Below are 15,321 nucleotides of genomic sequence, written 5' to 3' on the forward strand. Positions count from 1 at the left end.
ATTCTCACTTTTGTGGGAATGATATAATAAGAGTACAATCATGCTAGAACTCTTTTTTGAATATATTTTTCCGTTAATTATCATCGCTCTAAAGGTAGTTGCAATTACTATCCCTTTAATATTGTGCGTTGCGTATTTAACATATGCAGAGCGTCGTGTTATTGGATTAATGCAGCTTCGACGAGGACCTAACGTTGTTGGTCCGTTTGGATTACTTCAGCCTATTGCCGATGCGGTTAAGCTCTTATTCAAAGAGCCGATCATTCCAACCAATTCCGATAAAATATTATTTATTTTAGCACCGATGATAACTTTTATATTAAGTTTAATCGGCTGGGCAGTTATGCCCTTTGCAAAGGGCGTAGTTCTGGCAGATATTAATGTAGGTGTTTTATATATTCTTGCTATTTCTTCTTTAAGTGTTTACGGCATTATTATTGCTGGCTGGGCTAGTAACTCAAAATATGCTTTTTTAGGAGCTATACGTTCCTCTGCCCAAATGATTTCTTATGAAGTGTCGATGGGGCTGGTTATTATTACCGTGCTACTTACTACCGGTACTCTCAATTTAAGTGAGATCATTGAAGCACAAAGAACAATGCCATGGTGGATTGATTTAATGCTACTACCTATGGGTGTCGTGTTTTTTATCTCGGTGCTTGCCGAAACAAATAGATTACCTTTTGATTTACCTGAAGCAGAATCGGAGTTAGTTGCTGGCTATAATGTTGAATATTCCTCTATGGGATTTGCTTTATTTTTTCTAGGTGAATATGCTAATATGATATTAGTTAGTGCAATGACTACGACTTTCTTTTTAGGAGGTTACTTGCCACCCTTTAATATATCGTGGTTAGATTGTATTCCGGGGTTCTTTTGGTTTGTATTTAAGGTCGGATTCTTATTGTTTTGTTTTTTATGGATTAGAGCGACCTTACCAAGATATCGCTATGATCAATTAATGCGACTTGGCTGGAAAGTATTTTTACCTATAACTTTATTTTGGGTAGTGTTAGTATCAAGTGTGCTTGTTTATACAGATAATTTACCGAGTATTTAGGTGTTATTGTCATTGTTGCTTGATCGGTTTACCCGTCATTGCGAGGAAATTACGAAGTAATTGACGTAGCAATCTCAGGATATTTGACGAGATTGCCACGCAGCCTACGGCTGCTCGCAATTACAACTCGGTATCCATGCGGGTGATGCCCCGCAGAAATACAGCGATCTTTAATATATAATTTTTATGATAAACTATTTAAAATCGTTTTTTCTATATGAGATAGTAAGGGGGATGGCTTTGACTTTAAAGTATTTCTTTAAGCCCAAAGTTACCATAAATTATCCTTATGAAAAAAGCCCTATTAGTCCAAGATTTAAGGGTGAACATGCCCTGCGTCGCTATGAAAACGGTGAAGAACGCTGCATTGCGTGCAAACTCTGTGAGGCGATTTGTCCGGCACAAGCGATAGTAATTGAAGCGGACGAACGAGAAGATGGCAGCAGGCGTACTACTCGTTATGATATAGATATGACAAAATGCATTTATTGCGGATTATGTCAGGAAGCTTGCCCTGTAGATGCAATAGTTGAAGGTCCTAATTTTGAGTTTGCAAGTCTAACTCATACCGCACTTATTTACGATAAGGAAAGATTACTGCAAAATGGCGCTAGATGGGAACAGGCACTCGCTAGTAAACTACACAAAGATTACGAGTATAGGTAATATACTCGTTTAATTACTCTTCATTTATTCGGAATATATACGTATATTATGCTATTGTAATTCTATTAATAGGTTCATTTCAAAAAAGTTAAATTAAAAAAATATATCATGAAAATTCGAACCTTACATTCGAGATTTCATAAACCTTTATAATTTAATTATTGCTTTTCTTTTTTTTGACTTTTATTCTCTTAATTATAAAAACTAAAAAACTATATTCCTACTGGAATAAGAGGAACTCATAAAATATATAGTACTAATGAGCAATATTTAAAGCTAAAATCATATGATAAGGATTTATATGAACAATTAAAAGCCTCCAAAAGAGCTAGAAGACAAGAGAATTAGTTATAAGAATAAAATATATAAAGTTACTAAAACACATGCTGTAAGTACAAAAAACAATAATAATTAATCAAGCCGTAATATCTGTGCAGATTTTATAGAGCTTTCTAGATGAGAGGATAGAAGCACAATACCGCCGCTATTTGCTTTCATGACAATTAGATTATTGAGTAAAGCCCTATTTTCTTTGCTTAAGTTAGTTTCAACTTCATCAAGTAGCCATAAGTCAGATTGGCAAGCAATAAGCCTTGCTATGGCTACGATTTTCTGCATTCCGCTAGACAAACTATAGCATTGTTTATCTAATAAGTCGTGTAATTTGAAGTAATGAATAGCAGCATATAGGGTTGCAGCGGAATTATAAATTTCTGACCAAAATTTTAGATTCTCAAAAACAGTCATTTCTGATTTTAGACCTAAATTATGACCGATATAAGTGCAGTAAAGTTTAGCGATATTGTTAATATTACAGTTTCTATAGTAGATATTACCGCTACTCGGTTGCATTATTCCTGCTATCATTCGTAGCAACGAGCTTTTCCCACAACCGTTAGCTCCTTTTATATATGTTATAGAAGAAGGAAGAAAAGTAATATTTAGATCAAATAAGTTTTTAAATTGTAATTGATGAAGTGATAGCATGTCCTTGTCATACCGTAGCTTGACCACGGTATCCATAAAAGCAATTCAAAATACTAATAATTTTACTAGATATCGTGGTCAAGCCACGGTATGACATCTGTTGCTTTTTAATAAATTTAATTTTCATGATACTCTTCTGGTGTGGTCCCAGTTAATTCTGTATTATCTTGTTGATTATTATGACCAATTCCAAGTTTCTCACGAGCAGCTCTTCAAGCTTCTTTATGACCTGATGCATCAGGATTTACCACATGACTTATATCTATGCCTGTTATCTTATTAGCTTCTTGATCTAGTTTTTTAGTTGCGTTGTTTAATTCATGGTTTATTTTTTGTAGTTTCTTTTGCTATTGTTCATATAAATCTCACTTTTAAGTTCTATAATTAGAGTGGCATTTATATTTTTTGTAAGCAATTAAAATTTTACCAGCAAATTTTCCACCGATAAGCTAAATACATTTAAAATAGAACTCGGCATTAGACCAAAGTAAATAATTAATAATATTAAAGGAGCTATTGAGATTATTTCGTATTTATATAAATCTCTGAAATGCATAATTTCTTTATTGGTAATTTCACCGAGCATTACTTCTTTGTATAATTTCAGCATATAAACCGCCCCGAAGATTATGCCGAGAGCTGCTATAAAGGTTGCTACTACATTCACCTTATAGATCCCAAGCAGGCTGAAAAATTCTCCAATAAATCCACTAGTTCCGGGTAACCCGACAGAACCGAGCATTGCAATCATAAAAAATGCGGCAAGCATCGGCATTTTACTTGCTACACCACCATATTTAGCTATTTCTTTTGTATGTAATCTTTCGTACAAAGTACCGACTATTAAGAATAGACATGAAGAAATCACACCGTGGCTAAGCATCTGAAATATTGCTCCGCTAACTCCGGCTTTAGTAAAGCTAAAAATACCTATCGTAACATATCCCATATGTGCAATAGATGAATATGCTATCATCTTCTTCATATCTTTTTGAGCAAGCGTAACGAGTGATGCATATATTATAGCAATAACGCTAAGGTAAATTACGTAAATTGCAAATTCTTGTGATACACTCGGACATAGAGGTAGTAATACTCTTAAAAAACCGTAACCGCCGAGTTTTAGCAAAATACCGGCAAGAATAACCGAGCCGCTGGTTGGAGCTTGTACGTGTGCATCGGGTAGCCAAGTATGAAAAGGAATCATAGGGATTTTAACGGCAAAAGCAATAAAGATAGCCCACCATAAAATTTGCTGAGCAAATAATGGAATATTATCGGTAAGCTGAAAGATATAGGTTAAATCAAAGCTATGCATTTTGCTATAAATATAAATTAATGAAAGTAGGAAAAATACAGAACCAAAGAACGTGTATAAGAAGAATTTAAGAGCCGCATATATTCTATTCTTGCCACCCCATACGCCGATAATAATATACATCGGCACTAATATTGCTTCAAAAAACAGATAAAATAATAGTAAATTTACCGAGGTAAATGCCCCTATACAAAAAGATTCCATTAATAAAAAACATACCAAATATTCTTTAATATATTTTTTAACGGTAAATAAGCTTCCAATTATACAAATAAGAGTAAGAAAAGAAGTTAGAACCACAAAAAATATTGATATACCGTCAACGCCTACATGGAATTCAAGCCCGATCTTATCAAGCCAAGCGTAGCGTTCAACAAATTGATAAGCGGGGTTTGAGGAGTCAAACTCTATTAAAATATAGATAGTTGAGATGAATGTTAAAACAGAACTAAGCACTGCAACATACATTACATATATCGGTTTATCTGCTTTTTTACTTTGACTAATAAACAGCAAAATATATAGCACGCTTATTAGCGGCAGAAAAATACTGATAGATATAATAGGTAATTCTAACATTCTTTAAGATTTTATGAGTTTTTTTCCGTCATGGCGAAGCAAATTACGAAGTAATTGACAAAGCAATCTCAGGAATTTGTTATTATTTTATGAGATTGCCATGCTCTTTACGTTCGCTCGCAATGACGGTTTTAGTTTTTAACGCAAATAACATCAGTACATTATGTTTTTCCAAACAAAATAACTAATTGTTACAACAATAAATGATACTATATACAAAGCATAATTAAAAACATATCCTGTTTGTATTTTGCCGGTAAGAACGCTAAAGCAATTAACGACTCGTGAAAAACCGTTTGGTCCAAAACGATCGATTATTTGCTGATCGCCAAGATAAAATAAAGAAGCTAAACAGTTAATAGGTTTCACAATTAAGCAATTATATATTTCATCGAAGTAATATTTATTGCGTAATATTTTGGAAATTAATACAAAGGGTGTCATCCCGCGGTTTGACCGCAGGATCCAGGCGTTTTTAATATTTTTACTGGATTTCCGCTTTTGCGGGAATGACATAACAGTACTTGACTTATATAAGTAAATTCCAGTAACAATCCCCACTATACCGACTGCCATAGGTAGTAGCTTAATATATAAAGGCGGGTGGCTAATTAGTAATTTATAAATATGTAAATTAAATAGGCTTGCATGGAAATAACCGTTTGGTTTGTCCATAGCAAGTAAATAATAGCCGATCATACCGCTAAAAAAGCTCCCGGCGACAAGTAATATAAGTGGATTATTCATTACTTTAGCCGGTTCGTGAGCATGCTCAAAAACATCTTTTTCTAGCTTAGTTTTGCCATGAAATACCAACATAATAATCTTCATTGAATAAATAGCGGTAAGTATTGCTGCTGCTATTCCAAAAATAAACATAAACGAGCCGCTACTATAAGCCGCTTCTAAAATCGAGTCTTTAGAGTAAAATCCTGCCAAAGGATAAATCCCTATTAGTGCAAGTGAGCCGATTAAGAAGTTGCCATAAGTTACCGGCATTTTATTTCTTAAATCACCCATTTTAAAAATATCCTGCTCGTGAACGGCATGTATTACGCTGCCGGCTGATAAGAATAATAAGGCCTTAAAAAAGGCATGAGTTACTAAGTGAAATATTCCGCTATTATAGGCAGATACTCCGCACGCCATGAACATATAACCAAGCTGACTGCAAGTTGAGTAAGCAATAATCTTCTTGATATCGCTTTGCATAATAGCAATGCTTGCAGCAAAAAGACAAGTAACACCGCCGATAATCGTAATAAATTGTAGAATTAAAGGGCTATATTCAAATAAATACGAGCAGCGTGCTACTAAGAATACTCCTGCCGTTACCATGGTTGCTGCATGAATAAGTGCAGATACCGGAGTCGGTCCTTCCATCGCATCAGGAAGCCATACATGTAAACCGATCTGTGCAGATTTACCCATACAACCGATGAATAATAATAAACAAATAATGTCTAGAATGGAAAAATGTAAAAATATTTTTATATTAGATAATAATTCTGCAGATGACAATACATCTTTGTAATTTGCTGAGCCACAATAAACAATAATCGTCATTACGCCTAAGATAAAAGCAAAATCGCTGGATCTATTTATTATAAAAGCTTTAATCGCTGCTTTATTGGCTGATTCTTTTGAATACCAAAAACCTATTAGTAAATATGAACAAACGCCGACGCCCTCCCAACCGAAAAATAACTGTAAGAAATTATCGCTAGATACTAACATTAACATAAAAAAAGTGAATAAAGAAAGAAAAGACAAGAAGCGTATAATCCCCTTATCTTCGGCCATATAGCCAAGCGAGTAGATATGCACGATGCTTGACACCCATGTTACGGCTATAAACATTATGCTAGTTAGCTGATCGATATAAATCGACCAATTTACTTTAAAATTTCTAACCTCAATCCATGGTAATAATTTAATATGGATTATATTCCCGTCTAAGCCTGCATCGCAAAATATTATTAATGAGAATAAGGCAGATAAAGATAAAAAGCCGGTTGCAATTACTTGCGCTAATTTTTTGTTTATTACCCTTACGAATAACCCGTTTATTATGCTAGATGCAAGCGGTAACATGATGATCATTATGCAAATATTTTGATACATCATTATCCCCACATCTGATTAATGTCGGTAATTTCAATGGAGCCTTTATTACGGAAATATATTAGTAATATTGCAAGCCCGATTGAGGTTTCGGCAGCTGCTACGGTTAAGATTATAATGCTAAAAATTTGTCCCGATAATTCTTGCATATATACGGAAAATGCAACAAAATTTATGTTAACTGCAAGCAGCATTAACTCAATAGACATTAATATATTGATAATATTTTTGCGATGCATAAATAATCCAAACATTCCGATAGTAAAAACTAAGCTGCTTAAGATTAAATAATGATTAAGCGAAATATATTCATTCATATTTAATATTCTCAACACCTTTATTTAGAATAGGCTTTGTCATTAATACGGTATTTTCTTTATTGTGACGTAGTTGTTTTGATATATCTTGATGTTTTACTCCCTCACGCTTCTTTAGTGTTAACGTAATACATGCAATCATAGCGACAAATAATATAAGGCCCGCCATTTGAAACGGTAGCATAAAGTCTGTGTAGAGTATGCCTCCTATTGCTTTAGTATTTGAGATATTATTTGTTATGGTAAACGATACATTGGAGTTGAAATTAATATTTTTAGTACCAAGTATAATAATTATTACTAAATCGGCAAACATAATCAAAGCTATAAAAATACTTAAAGCTAGATTTGCTTTTAGCTGCGTTATTGTCTTATTAAAATGCATATCTAGCATCATTATCACAAATAAGAATAATACTGCTACAGCTCCAACATAAATCACTATCAGCATCATAGCTAAAAATTCTGCTTCAAGCAAAATCATAAGCCCTGCACCGTTGATAAATGCAAAAATTAACCATAATACCGAATATACGGAATTTTTGCTTAAGACAACGCATACGCTACTGATAGTTATTAATGTTGCAAATAAATAAAAAAATATAGGCATGGTGTTTATATAGGTTGTGTCTTAGCTCTATTTTATCCTCGTAAAACTCGTTTTACAACATTAGGTTCTTTCTCAATAATCTTAAGAAGTAATTTTGCAGCTCCGGTAGGTAATCTTCTGCCTTGTTCCCAGTTTCTTAAAGTTGCAACACTCACTCCAAATGTTGTAGCAAATTGTTGTTGTGTTAATTTTAACTTATCTCTTGCTTCATGCGCGTCTATATTAGATGATGTTATATCATGTTTATTTACTTTTCCTTTAGTGTATAAAACAGCCTCTTGCATTCCAATTAATATACTTTTGTCGGTTTGATTAGTATTTTGATTATTTATTTTTGCCTCGTCCGACATATAATTTTATCAATTCTTCAGTTAGTTTTTTTAATTCATTACAACTATTATGATTAATATTTTCCATCTTATTTTTTATAAAACCGGTTATTAAAAATACCGACATATTTTCATTGTAGTAAAAATAAATTATTCTTAGCGAATTTTTGAAACTCTGGAAGCTCAACAACTGAAATCAGTTTTTTACTCATAATAATTATACGCCATTGGCGTAGGAGAATCAATAAACAATTTTTGTTTAGTATCATGGATACCGTGGCAAGACCACGGTATGACAGAGTGCAAATTGGCTACACCAACAAAGCATTAGAAGAAAATTTCTTGATCATCGGAATAAATAAGCTTTCTAGTTCTTTGCGTATTTCTTCCTTGTTTTCTACTTTTTGACCTTCTTTACTTAAAGTTAGCTCGCCTTTTTCTACATGACCAAGTACAGCCTCAATGATTGCTTTTTTATCATGTTTACCATCCATATATCTAAGTGCAAACTTCTCAAAGAAATTAACGCCGATCGGTTCATGTTTTAAATTTGTAACCCACATAGAAGGTGTATGGGTTGCTTGATGTATCACCATTTTTGTTGTTTTAGGCTTATCAATCTCAGGGTTATTTCGATGCTTCTGATTTGTAATACTAATATAACCTTGTAGTACTAGCTTCATTGCATTATTTAAAAGCTCAGCTTTGATTTCGTTTAATTTAGTATTATGTAGCTTTTTATTAGCTTCAGTGGTTATTTTCTCAAAGCTTAACGGATTATTTAGATTTTCGCTGAAAGTGTATAAAATAGCTTTCATATAAGGCGAACTAGTTGTTAAGTTGGAGTCTTGATTGCCGTTTAAGAAGAATTTTAAATTTTCAGAAGCATTATTAAGATCTACTGCTTTGAGTGGTTTTTCAGGCACTATATTAAAGATTATATTAAATTTCGTTATATCATCATTGTTAATATTTCTATTAATTTTCACATCACTATGACATAGTAAAGTGGTTCTAAAACGACGATTCGTAATGAAATCCATATATTGTTCGGTTCTAACTATATCGTTTACCGCTTTTAACTGCTCTACTACTTTCGGCGGCATATTACCGAGATACATAGTCGAAAGATTACAATCGGCTAAATATTGTAAATTGTGCTTTCTTGCTTCATTCATAAATTCATGGAAGTAGAATTGAGCATTTTCTTCTTCTAGATGATCATGACGTAAATAATGATCGGTTTGTTTAGCAAGTAGCTCTGCTTCGGTTTTTAATGCTTCTGCATAAGGAGTTTTAGAGTTTTCTAAGCTATCCTTAACAAATTCTAGTAACAATCTAGATTGAGCTATTCTATCCCGTACATTTGCAAATGAGCTAGAATGATACATCATCATATCTCTAATAGTACGGACCATATTCCAGCCAGGGAGGGTATTATAGCTAATATATGCTATTCCGTTTGGACTAAGATTTTTATTACAAACTTCAAAAATTTTATCTCTAACGGTTTTTGGTACCCAAGAAATTACGCCATGGCAAATTATATAATCAAACTTACCGAAAGAATCGTTAATATCAGTTATCGAACAATGATGGAACTCTATATTTTTTAATCCTAGTGCTGTAACATTTTTATTTGCTTCGTCAATTTGTACCTTAGACAAATCAACCCCAACAAAATAAGCTTTTGGATAAAGAACTGCATGTGGTATTAAATTACCGCCTGCTGCACAACCAAGCTCTAATATTTTTGCATTCTCGACTTCAGGAGCATTTACACCGAAAAGAGTTGCAAGTGTACTTAAGTGATAAGGATTTGTAAGAGCATATGGGTAGCTTTCATACGGTATTTCATCATAAGTATTATGATCTGAAATCGCACCGTTAACAACGGATTGTGCGGAATGTGGTTTTTTTGCCATCTTATCATGACCGTTAGGGGTAGAAGAAGAGTTAGTAGCTTTTGGAGACATATTTTTCCCTTATGTAGTTGAATTATTCGTGTCATCCCGCGGGATGACATTGTAGCTTTCATATAAATATTTCACAGAATTATTAAAATGGCAATCTATAAGTAAATCCTATGCCAAATTCTCCAACGGCTATAGTTTTTTTGATAGGATTTGCTGGCACGAATTGTCCCGTTTTCATATCAAGCGTATCATAATTAATTCTTATTCTATATGCCGTTTGTAATTTTGCAGTTGCATCAATACTTAAATTTGAAGTTACATCTTGTGAAATTCCAAGACCTGCTTGCCAAGCAACACAATTTTTATGAGTTGTTCTTACTTTAAAATAATCGCTATTTATAACACTCCACCTAGAAGAGGTAGGCTTAACTTTTACTTGTGCTATTCCACCTCCAAGTATTACAAAAGGTGTGAAAGTTTTTATTTTTTCTAAATCATAAATAAGATTTAGCATATATATATTTGATAATACGGTAGTATTACCTGGGGTTTTAGGAATAGTGAGACCATTACTTAAATTTTGCTCAGGTAATACGTAATGCAGACTATATTTAGGTTGATAAGTTGCTGAGAATTCAATAGCTATCTGTGGATATATTATATAGCCTATTTTTCCACTATACATACTTGATTTTTTTAAAATTATTTCGGTATTTGAGTGTTTATGTCGGAATTTACTAACGACCGGTTCAACTATTCCGCCTTCTACTCCTATATAGAACCCTGTTTCTTTTGCGAAAGCAATGTTATTAAAAATGATGATAGTAATAAAAAATAATTTTAGTAATTTTATCATTATAATTGCTTAAAAAATAAAAAAATATTATATACCCCCTTTATTAATGGTCAATCATATTTTTCCTAATTATGGAAGCAATTATACCAAATAGTAATAAAGTAATAGTTACAGTGAACGCAACATATGCCGGAATCGCTATATAATGATGAATAAATATTTTAAAGCTGATAAATATTAAAATTAAAGCCAAAGAATATTTTATATAACTGAAACGTTCTACAATTTCTGCTAAACAAAAGAATAACGCTCTAAGCCCTAAAATAGCAAAAATATTTGAAGTATAAATTATATAAACATCATTAGTAATTGCGAATATTGCCGCTATACTATCTATAGCAAAGACTAAATCTATTGATTCTATCAGTACTAGAGATATAAAAAGGGGGGTGCAATATAGTTTGTTATTACGTTTAACAACAAATTTATCTCCTTCAAGGTTAGGGGTAATATTTAGATTTTTTATTATTGATTTGTAAATATAAGAATTCTGTATATCAAAAGTTTTATGTGATACATAAAAAGTTTTTATACCTGTAGCAATAAGTATTACGGCAAAAATATATAATAACCAGGAAAATTTATTTAAAAGAATAATACCGCCGTAAATCATTACGGCTCTGAATATTATTACGCCTATTATACCGAAAAATAAAACACGATGTTGATATTGCCAGGGAATTTTAAAAAATTGGAAAATAATAGAGATAACAAAAATATTATCAAGTGACATAGCTTTCTCAATGAGAAAGCAAGTATAATATTCACGAGCATGATCTGCCCCCGTATTATAGTAAACATAGATACCGAATAAACAAGCTATTACAAGATAGAAAAGACTAAAAAGTACGCTTTCTTTAAAGCTCAGTATGGTATTTTTTTTGTGTATTATTCCCAAATCGAGAATCAGTAAAGCAGCGATTACCGTATAAAAAATAATCCAACTCATTTATTTATCTCTTCATTTTATATTGCATGTGGAAATATAGTCCTCCATCAAACATAACTCTTAGCTGGAATCTTATAGTATTTTCTCCTTGTTTTAAATAACGCTTTATATCAATCGGTAAGTTTTTAGCTTGTAATGCTTGACCTTGGTCATTTCCATTGTTACAGTACCTTTTCTCATCTAGAGAATCAATGTTAGTAGGGAAGCTAAGTAACTTTGTGCCGTTGACATATATTAATGTGCAATCATCATACCATAAATCTTTTACTGCAAAATACTCAATATCGTCCATTATTGCATCTAAAGTTACTTTGAATTCTACAGTATGTAATATTGTATTGTCCGGTTTATTTGCTGCAGCTATACGTCCTCCATCCTTTGGAAATGCCATAATGTTCTCATGTGGTACCGGTTTTTTGTTGAAGATATAGTCACCTATTTTAGTTATCGGATTATAAGGGGTCTCAAGTAATTGGTCTGATGGAAAGTCGTTATAATCAACTTTTATGGGGAATCCTTTAAATTTTCTACAGCCGACATTGTGGCCTAAAGGTTCAAACTCGACAACCTTTCTATCAAAATATGATAAACAATGGCGTTCTAAAGGTTTATTAGGATCAATAGGTATCCAATTCGTCGGGCATTTTCCTTTTGTAAGTTCTCCTATATCGCTTTCAGGCCATTCTGCATTACCGTGATTGTTACCGGAAGGAGCTTTCTCTGTGCTAGGAATTTTAGCACAAGTAGGTACTAATATAGGAGCACAAAGATTTAGCTCTTGCCAGGTTTTATCTCTTACATCCTCAGTCTCAGCTTTATATGTTGGCTCAGGAGGAGTATTGTTATCTCCTTTTGTATATGTCACTGTATAATATTTTGAAGGATCTACCGGTACTAATATTGGTCCTATATTAGGTTTCGGCTCGATTCTATCTGTATAATCCTTACTTAAAACACATATTGGAGTATTAGCCTTATCGTTATTGGTATAGCATTTACTCGGAATCTTATTTATATTGCAAGTATAAATTGTAATACCTCTTCCTGGACCTGACACTGTTTCTTCTAGAGTACAGCGCGTTAGATCTATATCTTTTTTACATAAGCCAAGATTTGGATATTTAACGTTATATTTATTTTTAAAATCTTTACAATTTATAGTATCGTTGTTGTTGAGTTTAGCAAGTACACAATTTGTTGAGTCATGATTGTAACCGGGCATAGGTGATCCATCAGGTAAAGTAGGACGCAGCATAGGGTTACAATGTTGGAAATTTTTTGGCATCAAGCAGGCATGCGTTCCACCTTGGATATATTTACCGTTTATATATTCTAAATATTTTAAATATACCGCACTTGAGTCAGGATTTCCATTACTATCATAAGGTGCTTTATCGTCTTTATATTTACCGTGAATAGTCAACTGATTTAGAGCATTCTCTCCTGAAAACGGCATAGCAATATATTTATCTTCTTTTGGATCTTTAGGTATAAACGCAACGGAAGAACTATACTTATAACCGGCAAGCATTACTATGCTTTCTGTGTCAGTGGGGTTGGGAGGTGGAGGTCCGGCATATGCTAACGGCGTTACAAGAGTGCTTGTTTCATCTATGATATTGTTGCCTTCTCTTACTTGTACTGACGCAATGAATTGCGGTTTATAATAAGCATCGTTGGGATTGCTATTATTATTAGTACAGGTAATTCCGGCATATTGCTTTGCACATTCATAAACAGCTAAGCTGTAAGAATGATTTACTCGCGGTACGCAATCTATTAAGTTACCGGACTCAAATAAGCAAATATTATTAGGATTTTGCTTATCGTCTTCGGTATTACTAATAGAGACATAAAGCTTTCTATCTTTACCGTTATTGTCTTTTAAGATGACATCTGTCTTTATAGGCATTAAGCTAGTTGTATCTTGCTTTTGTACCTCAGGAAATTTTACGCTTACATCCTTAAATTCGCCGATATTAACTCCCCACACTTTTTGACAGGTAGTTGAATTAGAACTTGGACAGTCCGGTATATCGCTTATGTAGTAATCGCTGGGTGTTTCTACATTTCCAATTTTCTGCGAATATACTATTCTAAATCCCTCATTACAACCGTTAGCCGTAACACTACATGGCGTAGAAATTTCTGTATTAATACATGGAGTGTTGCCTGAAGTATTCTTACACGATTTAATTAAATCTTTAAAAGCCGTATTAGTATGAGTAATTTTTGCTGAAGAAAAATCTATATTACGTGGTTTTACACAAGTTTTGAGGTCAGAGCGAGAACTCGTGCAAAGCGGAACAAGATTGCTAAAGCTAACACGTATGGTATTATTAACAATATTGTTTTTAACATTAATATTAGATGGCACTACACAAGCCGGACTAGTAGAAGATTGGTCAAACTGGCCGCTTGCATCTTTTATGCTACATACATTATGAGCACTCGCATTAATGCTAATATAATCTAAATTTGGACAATATGGTGGTGGAAAAGGCCCTAAAGGTAATTGTACACAACCAAAAGAATAGCTATCTACAGAACCGTTTAATGACCCAAGTGCTTCAATAATTTTTATTATTAAAGCAGGAAAAAAATTAAAAATCTCTCCTATTGCATTAAGTATTGATTGAAGTACTTTTATAAATTCTGAATTTTGATCTATCATACCAAGAAGCTGCCCTAATAAACTTGGTAAACTTACTCCTTTTATCGTTTCAACTAAAAATTTTAATACTTTTGCAATAGGGCTAAGTTCGTTAGTGCGATGAAGAGGTTGACGATTAGGATTCCAGTCCATCGGATCAAGATGTGCACCGGAATCTGAAACAAGGTTAACAAGTCCAGGATCGCTATAAGCACAAAGTTTAGGAGGTTTTAAAGTAACTATTTTTCCGTCTACACCGATTATCTTATTATCAGTTTCTGTATAACCGACTTTATTGAGATGTACTCCATCGGTATAACCTGGATCTGCAGGGGAAGGTGGGGCATTTATCCCGGGAGGTGGAGGCATATCCGGTACGGCAACTCTAGCACAGACTCTAGTTAGAGGTATACCGTAACCTGTAGGCCATACTACACATTCTCCATCCCAATTTAAAGTAGAGTTTTGGTGCCAACAAGCTATGGCATTACAGCTTTGAACTCTAATACGAATTTTTGGAGTAAAGTAACTACTATCAGGGGCTTCTTCTGCACATCTATTGAGTAAAAAACCGATAAATGTACCTGGGTAATCAAATTTTAATAAACAAGTATCATTATTACGACCGTCGCTTTTATTCCAAGGAGGACATAATGTGCCTGGTTTAAAAGGTCCTCTTGGCTTTGCATTGATGCCTCCATCCTTATTCCAAATTTCTGTTCTCTCACTTTGACCGCAATTACATGGATCGCTAAGACAAGTGACTATATCATCCCAAATAGATGCGTATACATTAAATGAGAAAAATGAAAATAAGAAAAATAGTAAATATTTTTTTAACACTTTGAGTATTCTTTATGCTCGTTATTTTTATAGTTCATAATAAATTATTGTCATCCCACGAGCTTGTAGCGGGATCCAGTCCTTTTTAATTTTTTTTGGATCCCATAATAAATC

At 33.3% G+C, this 15,321-nt stretch carries 13 protein-coding genes; 2 read left to right on the top strand and 11 right to left on the bottom strand.

Features of this window, described 5'->3' with window-relative positions:
• Positions 1 to 40: 40 nt before the first annotated feature.
• Together nuoH and nuoI are read left to right on the top strand one after the other, a co-directional pair.
• On the top strand, positions 41 to 1,060 hold the full coding sequence (nuoH, locus tag TENJIKU01_RS03835) for an NADH-quinone oxidoreductase subunit NuoH (protein ID WP_064429268.1): 1,020 nt from the start codon (positions 41 to 43) through the stop codon (positions 1,058 to 1,060).
• 186 nt (positions 1,061 to 1,246) lie between these two features.
• On the top strand, positions 1,247 to 1,726 hold the full coding sequence (gene nuoI, locus TENJIKU01_RS03840; RefSeq protein WP_064429269.1) for an NADH-quinone oxidoreductase subunit NuoI: 480 nt from the start codon (positions 1,247 to 1,249) through the stop codon (positions 1,724 to 1,726).
• 411 nt (positions 1,727 to 2,137) lie between these two features.
• On the opposite strand, the gene ccmA is transcribed toward nuoI, so the two are convergent.
• The 11 genes from ccmA to TENJIKU01_RS03895 form a co-directional block, all read right to left on the bottom strand.
• Entirely contained in the window at positions 2,138 to 2,713 is a 576-nt protein-coding gene (ccmA, locus tag TENJIKU01_RS03845) for a heme ABC exporter ATP-binding protein CcmA (protein WP_064429270.1), read from the bottom strand.
• 415 nt (positions 2,714 to 3,128) lie between these two features.
• Positions 3,129 to 4,610: an NADH-quinone oxidoreductase subunit M gene (locus TENJIKU01_RS03850; RefSeq protein WP_064429271.1), complete on the bottom strand. Its 1,482-nt coding sequence runs from the start codon at positions 4,608 to 4,610 to the stop codon at positions 3,129 to 3,131.
• Between the two features lie 153 nt (positions 4,611 to 4,763).
• Positions 4,764 to 6,737 carry an NADH-quinone oxidoreductase subunit L gene (gene nuoL / locus TENJIKU01_RS03855; protein ID WP_064429272.1) on the bottom strand — a complete coding sequence of 658 codons (1,974 nt, stop codon included), beginning with the start codon at positions 6,735 to 6,737 and terminating at the stop codon, positions 4,764 to 4,766.
• Positions 6,737 to 7,051, bottom strand: a complete 315-nt coding sequence (gene nuoK, locus TENJIKU01_RS03860) for an NADH-quinone oxidoreductase subunit NuoK (RefSeq protein WP_012151334.1) — start codon at positions 7,049 to 7,051, stop codon at positions 6,737 to 6,739. Before nuoK ends, nuoL begins: the two co-directional genes overlap by 1 nt.
• Positions 7,044 to 7,661, bottom strand: a complete 618-nt coding sequence (locus tag TENJIKU01_RS03865) for an NADH-quinone oxidoreductase subunit J (RefSeq protein WP_064429273.1) — start codon at positions 7,659 to 7,661, stop codon at positions 7,044 to 7,046. The genes nuoK and TENJIKU01_RS03865 overlap by 8 nt, the downstream gene beginning before the upstream one ends.
• A 32-nt stretch (positions 7,662 to 7,693) precedes the next feature.
• Entirely contained in the window at positions 7,694 to 8,011 is a 318-nt protein-coding gene (locus TENJIKU01_RS03870; RefSeq protein WP_064429274.1) for a helix-turn-helix domain-containing protein, read from the bottom strand.
• Positions 7,986 to 8,117 (bottom strand): hypothetical protein, encoded by a 132-nt coding sequence (locus tag TENJIKU01_RS10215; RefSeq protein WP_255374201.1) that lies wholly within the window; start codon positions 8,115 to 8,117, stop codon positions 7,986 to 7,988. The genes TENJIKU01_RS03870 and TENJIKU01_RS10215 overlap by 26 nt, the downstream gene beginning before the upstream one ends.
• A gap of 184 nt (positions 8,118 to 8,301) precedes the next feature.
• Positions 8,302 to 9,966, bottom strand: a complete 1,665-nt coding sequence (locus TENJIKU01_RS03880; RefSeq protein ID WP_064429275.1) for a methyltransferase regulatory domain-containing protein — start codon at positions 9,964 to 9,966, stop codon at positions 8,302 to 8,304.
• An 82-nt stretch (positions 9,967 to 10,048) separates the two neighbouring features.
• Entirely contained in the window at positions 10,049 to 10,762 is a 714-nt protein-coding gene (locus tag TENJIKU01_RS03885; RefSeq protein ID WP_064429276.1) for an outer membrane protein, read from the bottom strand.
• Between the two features lie 43 nt (positions 10,763 to 10,805).
• Positions 10,806 to 11,711, bottom strand: a complete 906-nt coding sequence (locus TENJIKU01_RS03890; RefSeq protein WP_064429277.1) for a TerC/Alx family metal homeostasis membrane protein — start codon at positions 11,709 to 11,711, stop codon at positions 10,806 to 10,808.
• A 4-nt stretch (positions 11,712 to 11,715) separates the two neighbouring features.
• A complete protein-coding gene (locus TENJIKU01_RS03895) occupies positions 11,716 to 15,207 on the bottom strand; it encodes a hypothetical protein (RefSeq protein WP_064429278.1) in 3,492 nt (1,163 codons plus the stop codon).
• Between the last annotated feature and the right edge of the window lie 114 nt (positions 15,208 to 15,321).

Source organism: Rickettsia sp. Tenjiku01, assembly GCF_001653015.1.
Taxonomy (GTDB): Bacteria; Pseudomonadota; Alphaproteobacteria; order Rickettsiales; family Rickettsiaceae; genus Rickettsia; species Rickettsia rickettsii.

Coding starts and splice junctions, on each gene's coding strand:
- nuoK (WP_012151334.1), bottom strand. CDS start 7,051: ATGAATGAATATATTTCGCTTAATCATTATTTAATCTTAAGCAGCTTA.
- TENJIKU01_RS03890 (WP_064429277.1), bottom strand. CDS start 11,711: ATGAGTTGGATTATTTTTTATACGGTAATCGCTGCTTTACTGATTCTC.
- TENJIKU01_RS10215 (WP_255374201.1), bottom strand. CDS start 8,117: ATGTCGGTATTTTTAATAACCGGTTTTATAAAAAATAAGATGGAAAAT.
- TENJIKU01_RS03850 (WP_064429271.1), bottom strand. CDS start 4,610: ATGTTAGAATTACCTATTATATCTATCAGTATTTTTCTGCCGCTAATA.
- TENJIKU01_RS03870 (WP_064429274.1), bottom strand. CDS start 8,011: ATGTCGGACGAGGCAAAAATAAATAATCAAAATACTAATCAAACCGAC.
- ccmA (WP_064429270.1), bottom strand. CDS start 2,713: ATGCTATCACTTCATCAATTACAATTTAAAAACTTATTTGATCTAAAT.
- TENJIKU01_RS03880 (WP_064429275.1), bottom strand. CDS start 9,966: ATGTCTCCAAAAGCTACTAACTCTTCTTCTACCCCTAACGGTCATGAT.
- nuoI (WP_064429269.1), top strand. CDS start 1,247: ATGATAAACTATTTAAAATCGTTTTTTCTATATGAGATAGTAAGGGGG.
- nuoL (WP_064429272.1), bottom strand. CDS start 6,737: ATGATGTATCAAAATATTTGCATAATGATCATCATGTTACCGCTTGCA.
- nuoH (WP_064429268.1), top strand. CDS start 41: ATGCTAGAACTCTTTTTTGAATATATTTTTCCGTTAATTATCATCGCT.
- TENJIKU01_RS03885 (WP_064429276.1), bottom strand. CDS start 10,762: ATGATAAAATTACTAAAATTATTTTTTATTACTATCATCATTTTTAAT.
- TENJIKU01_RS03865 (WP_064429273.1), bottom strand. CDS start 7,661: ATGCCTATATTTTTTTATTTATTTGCAACATTAATAACTATCAGTAGC.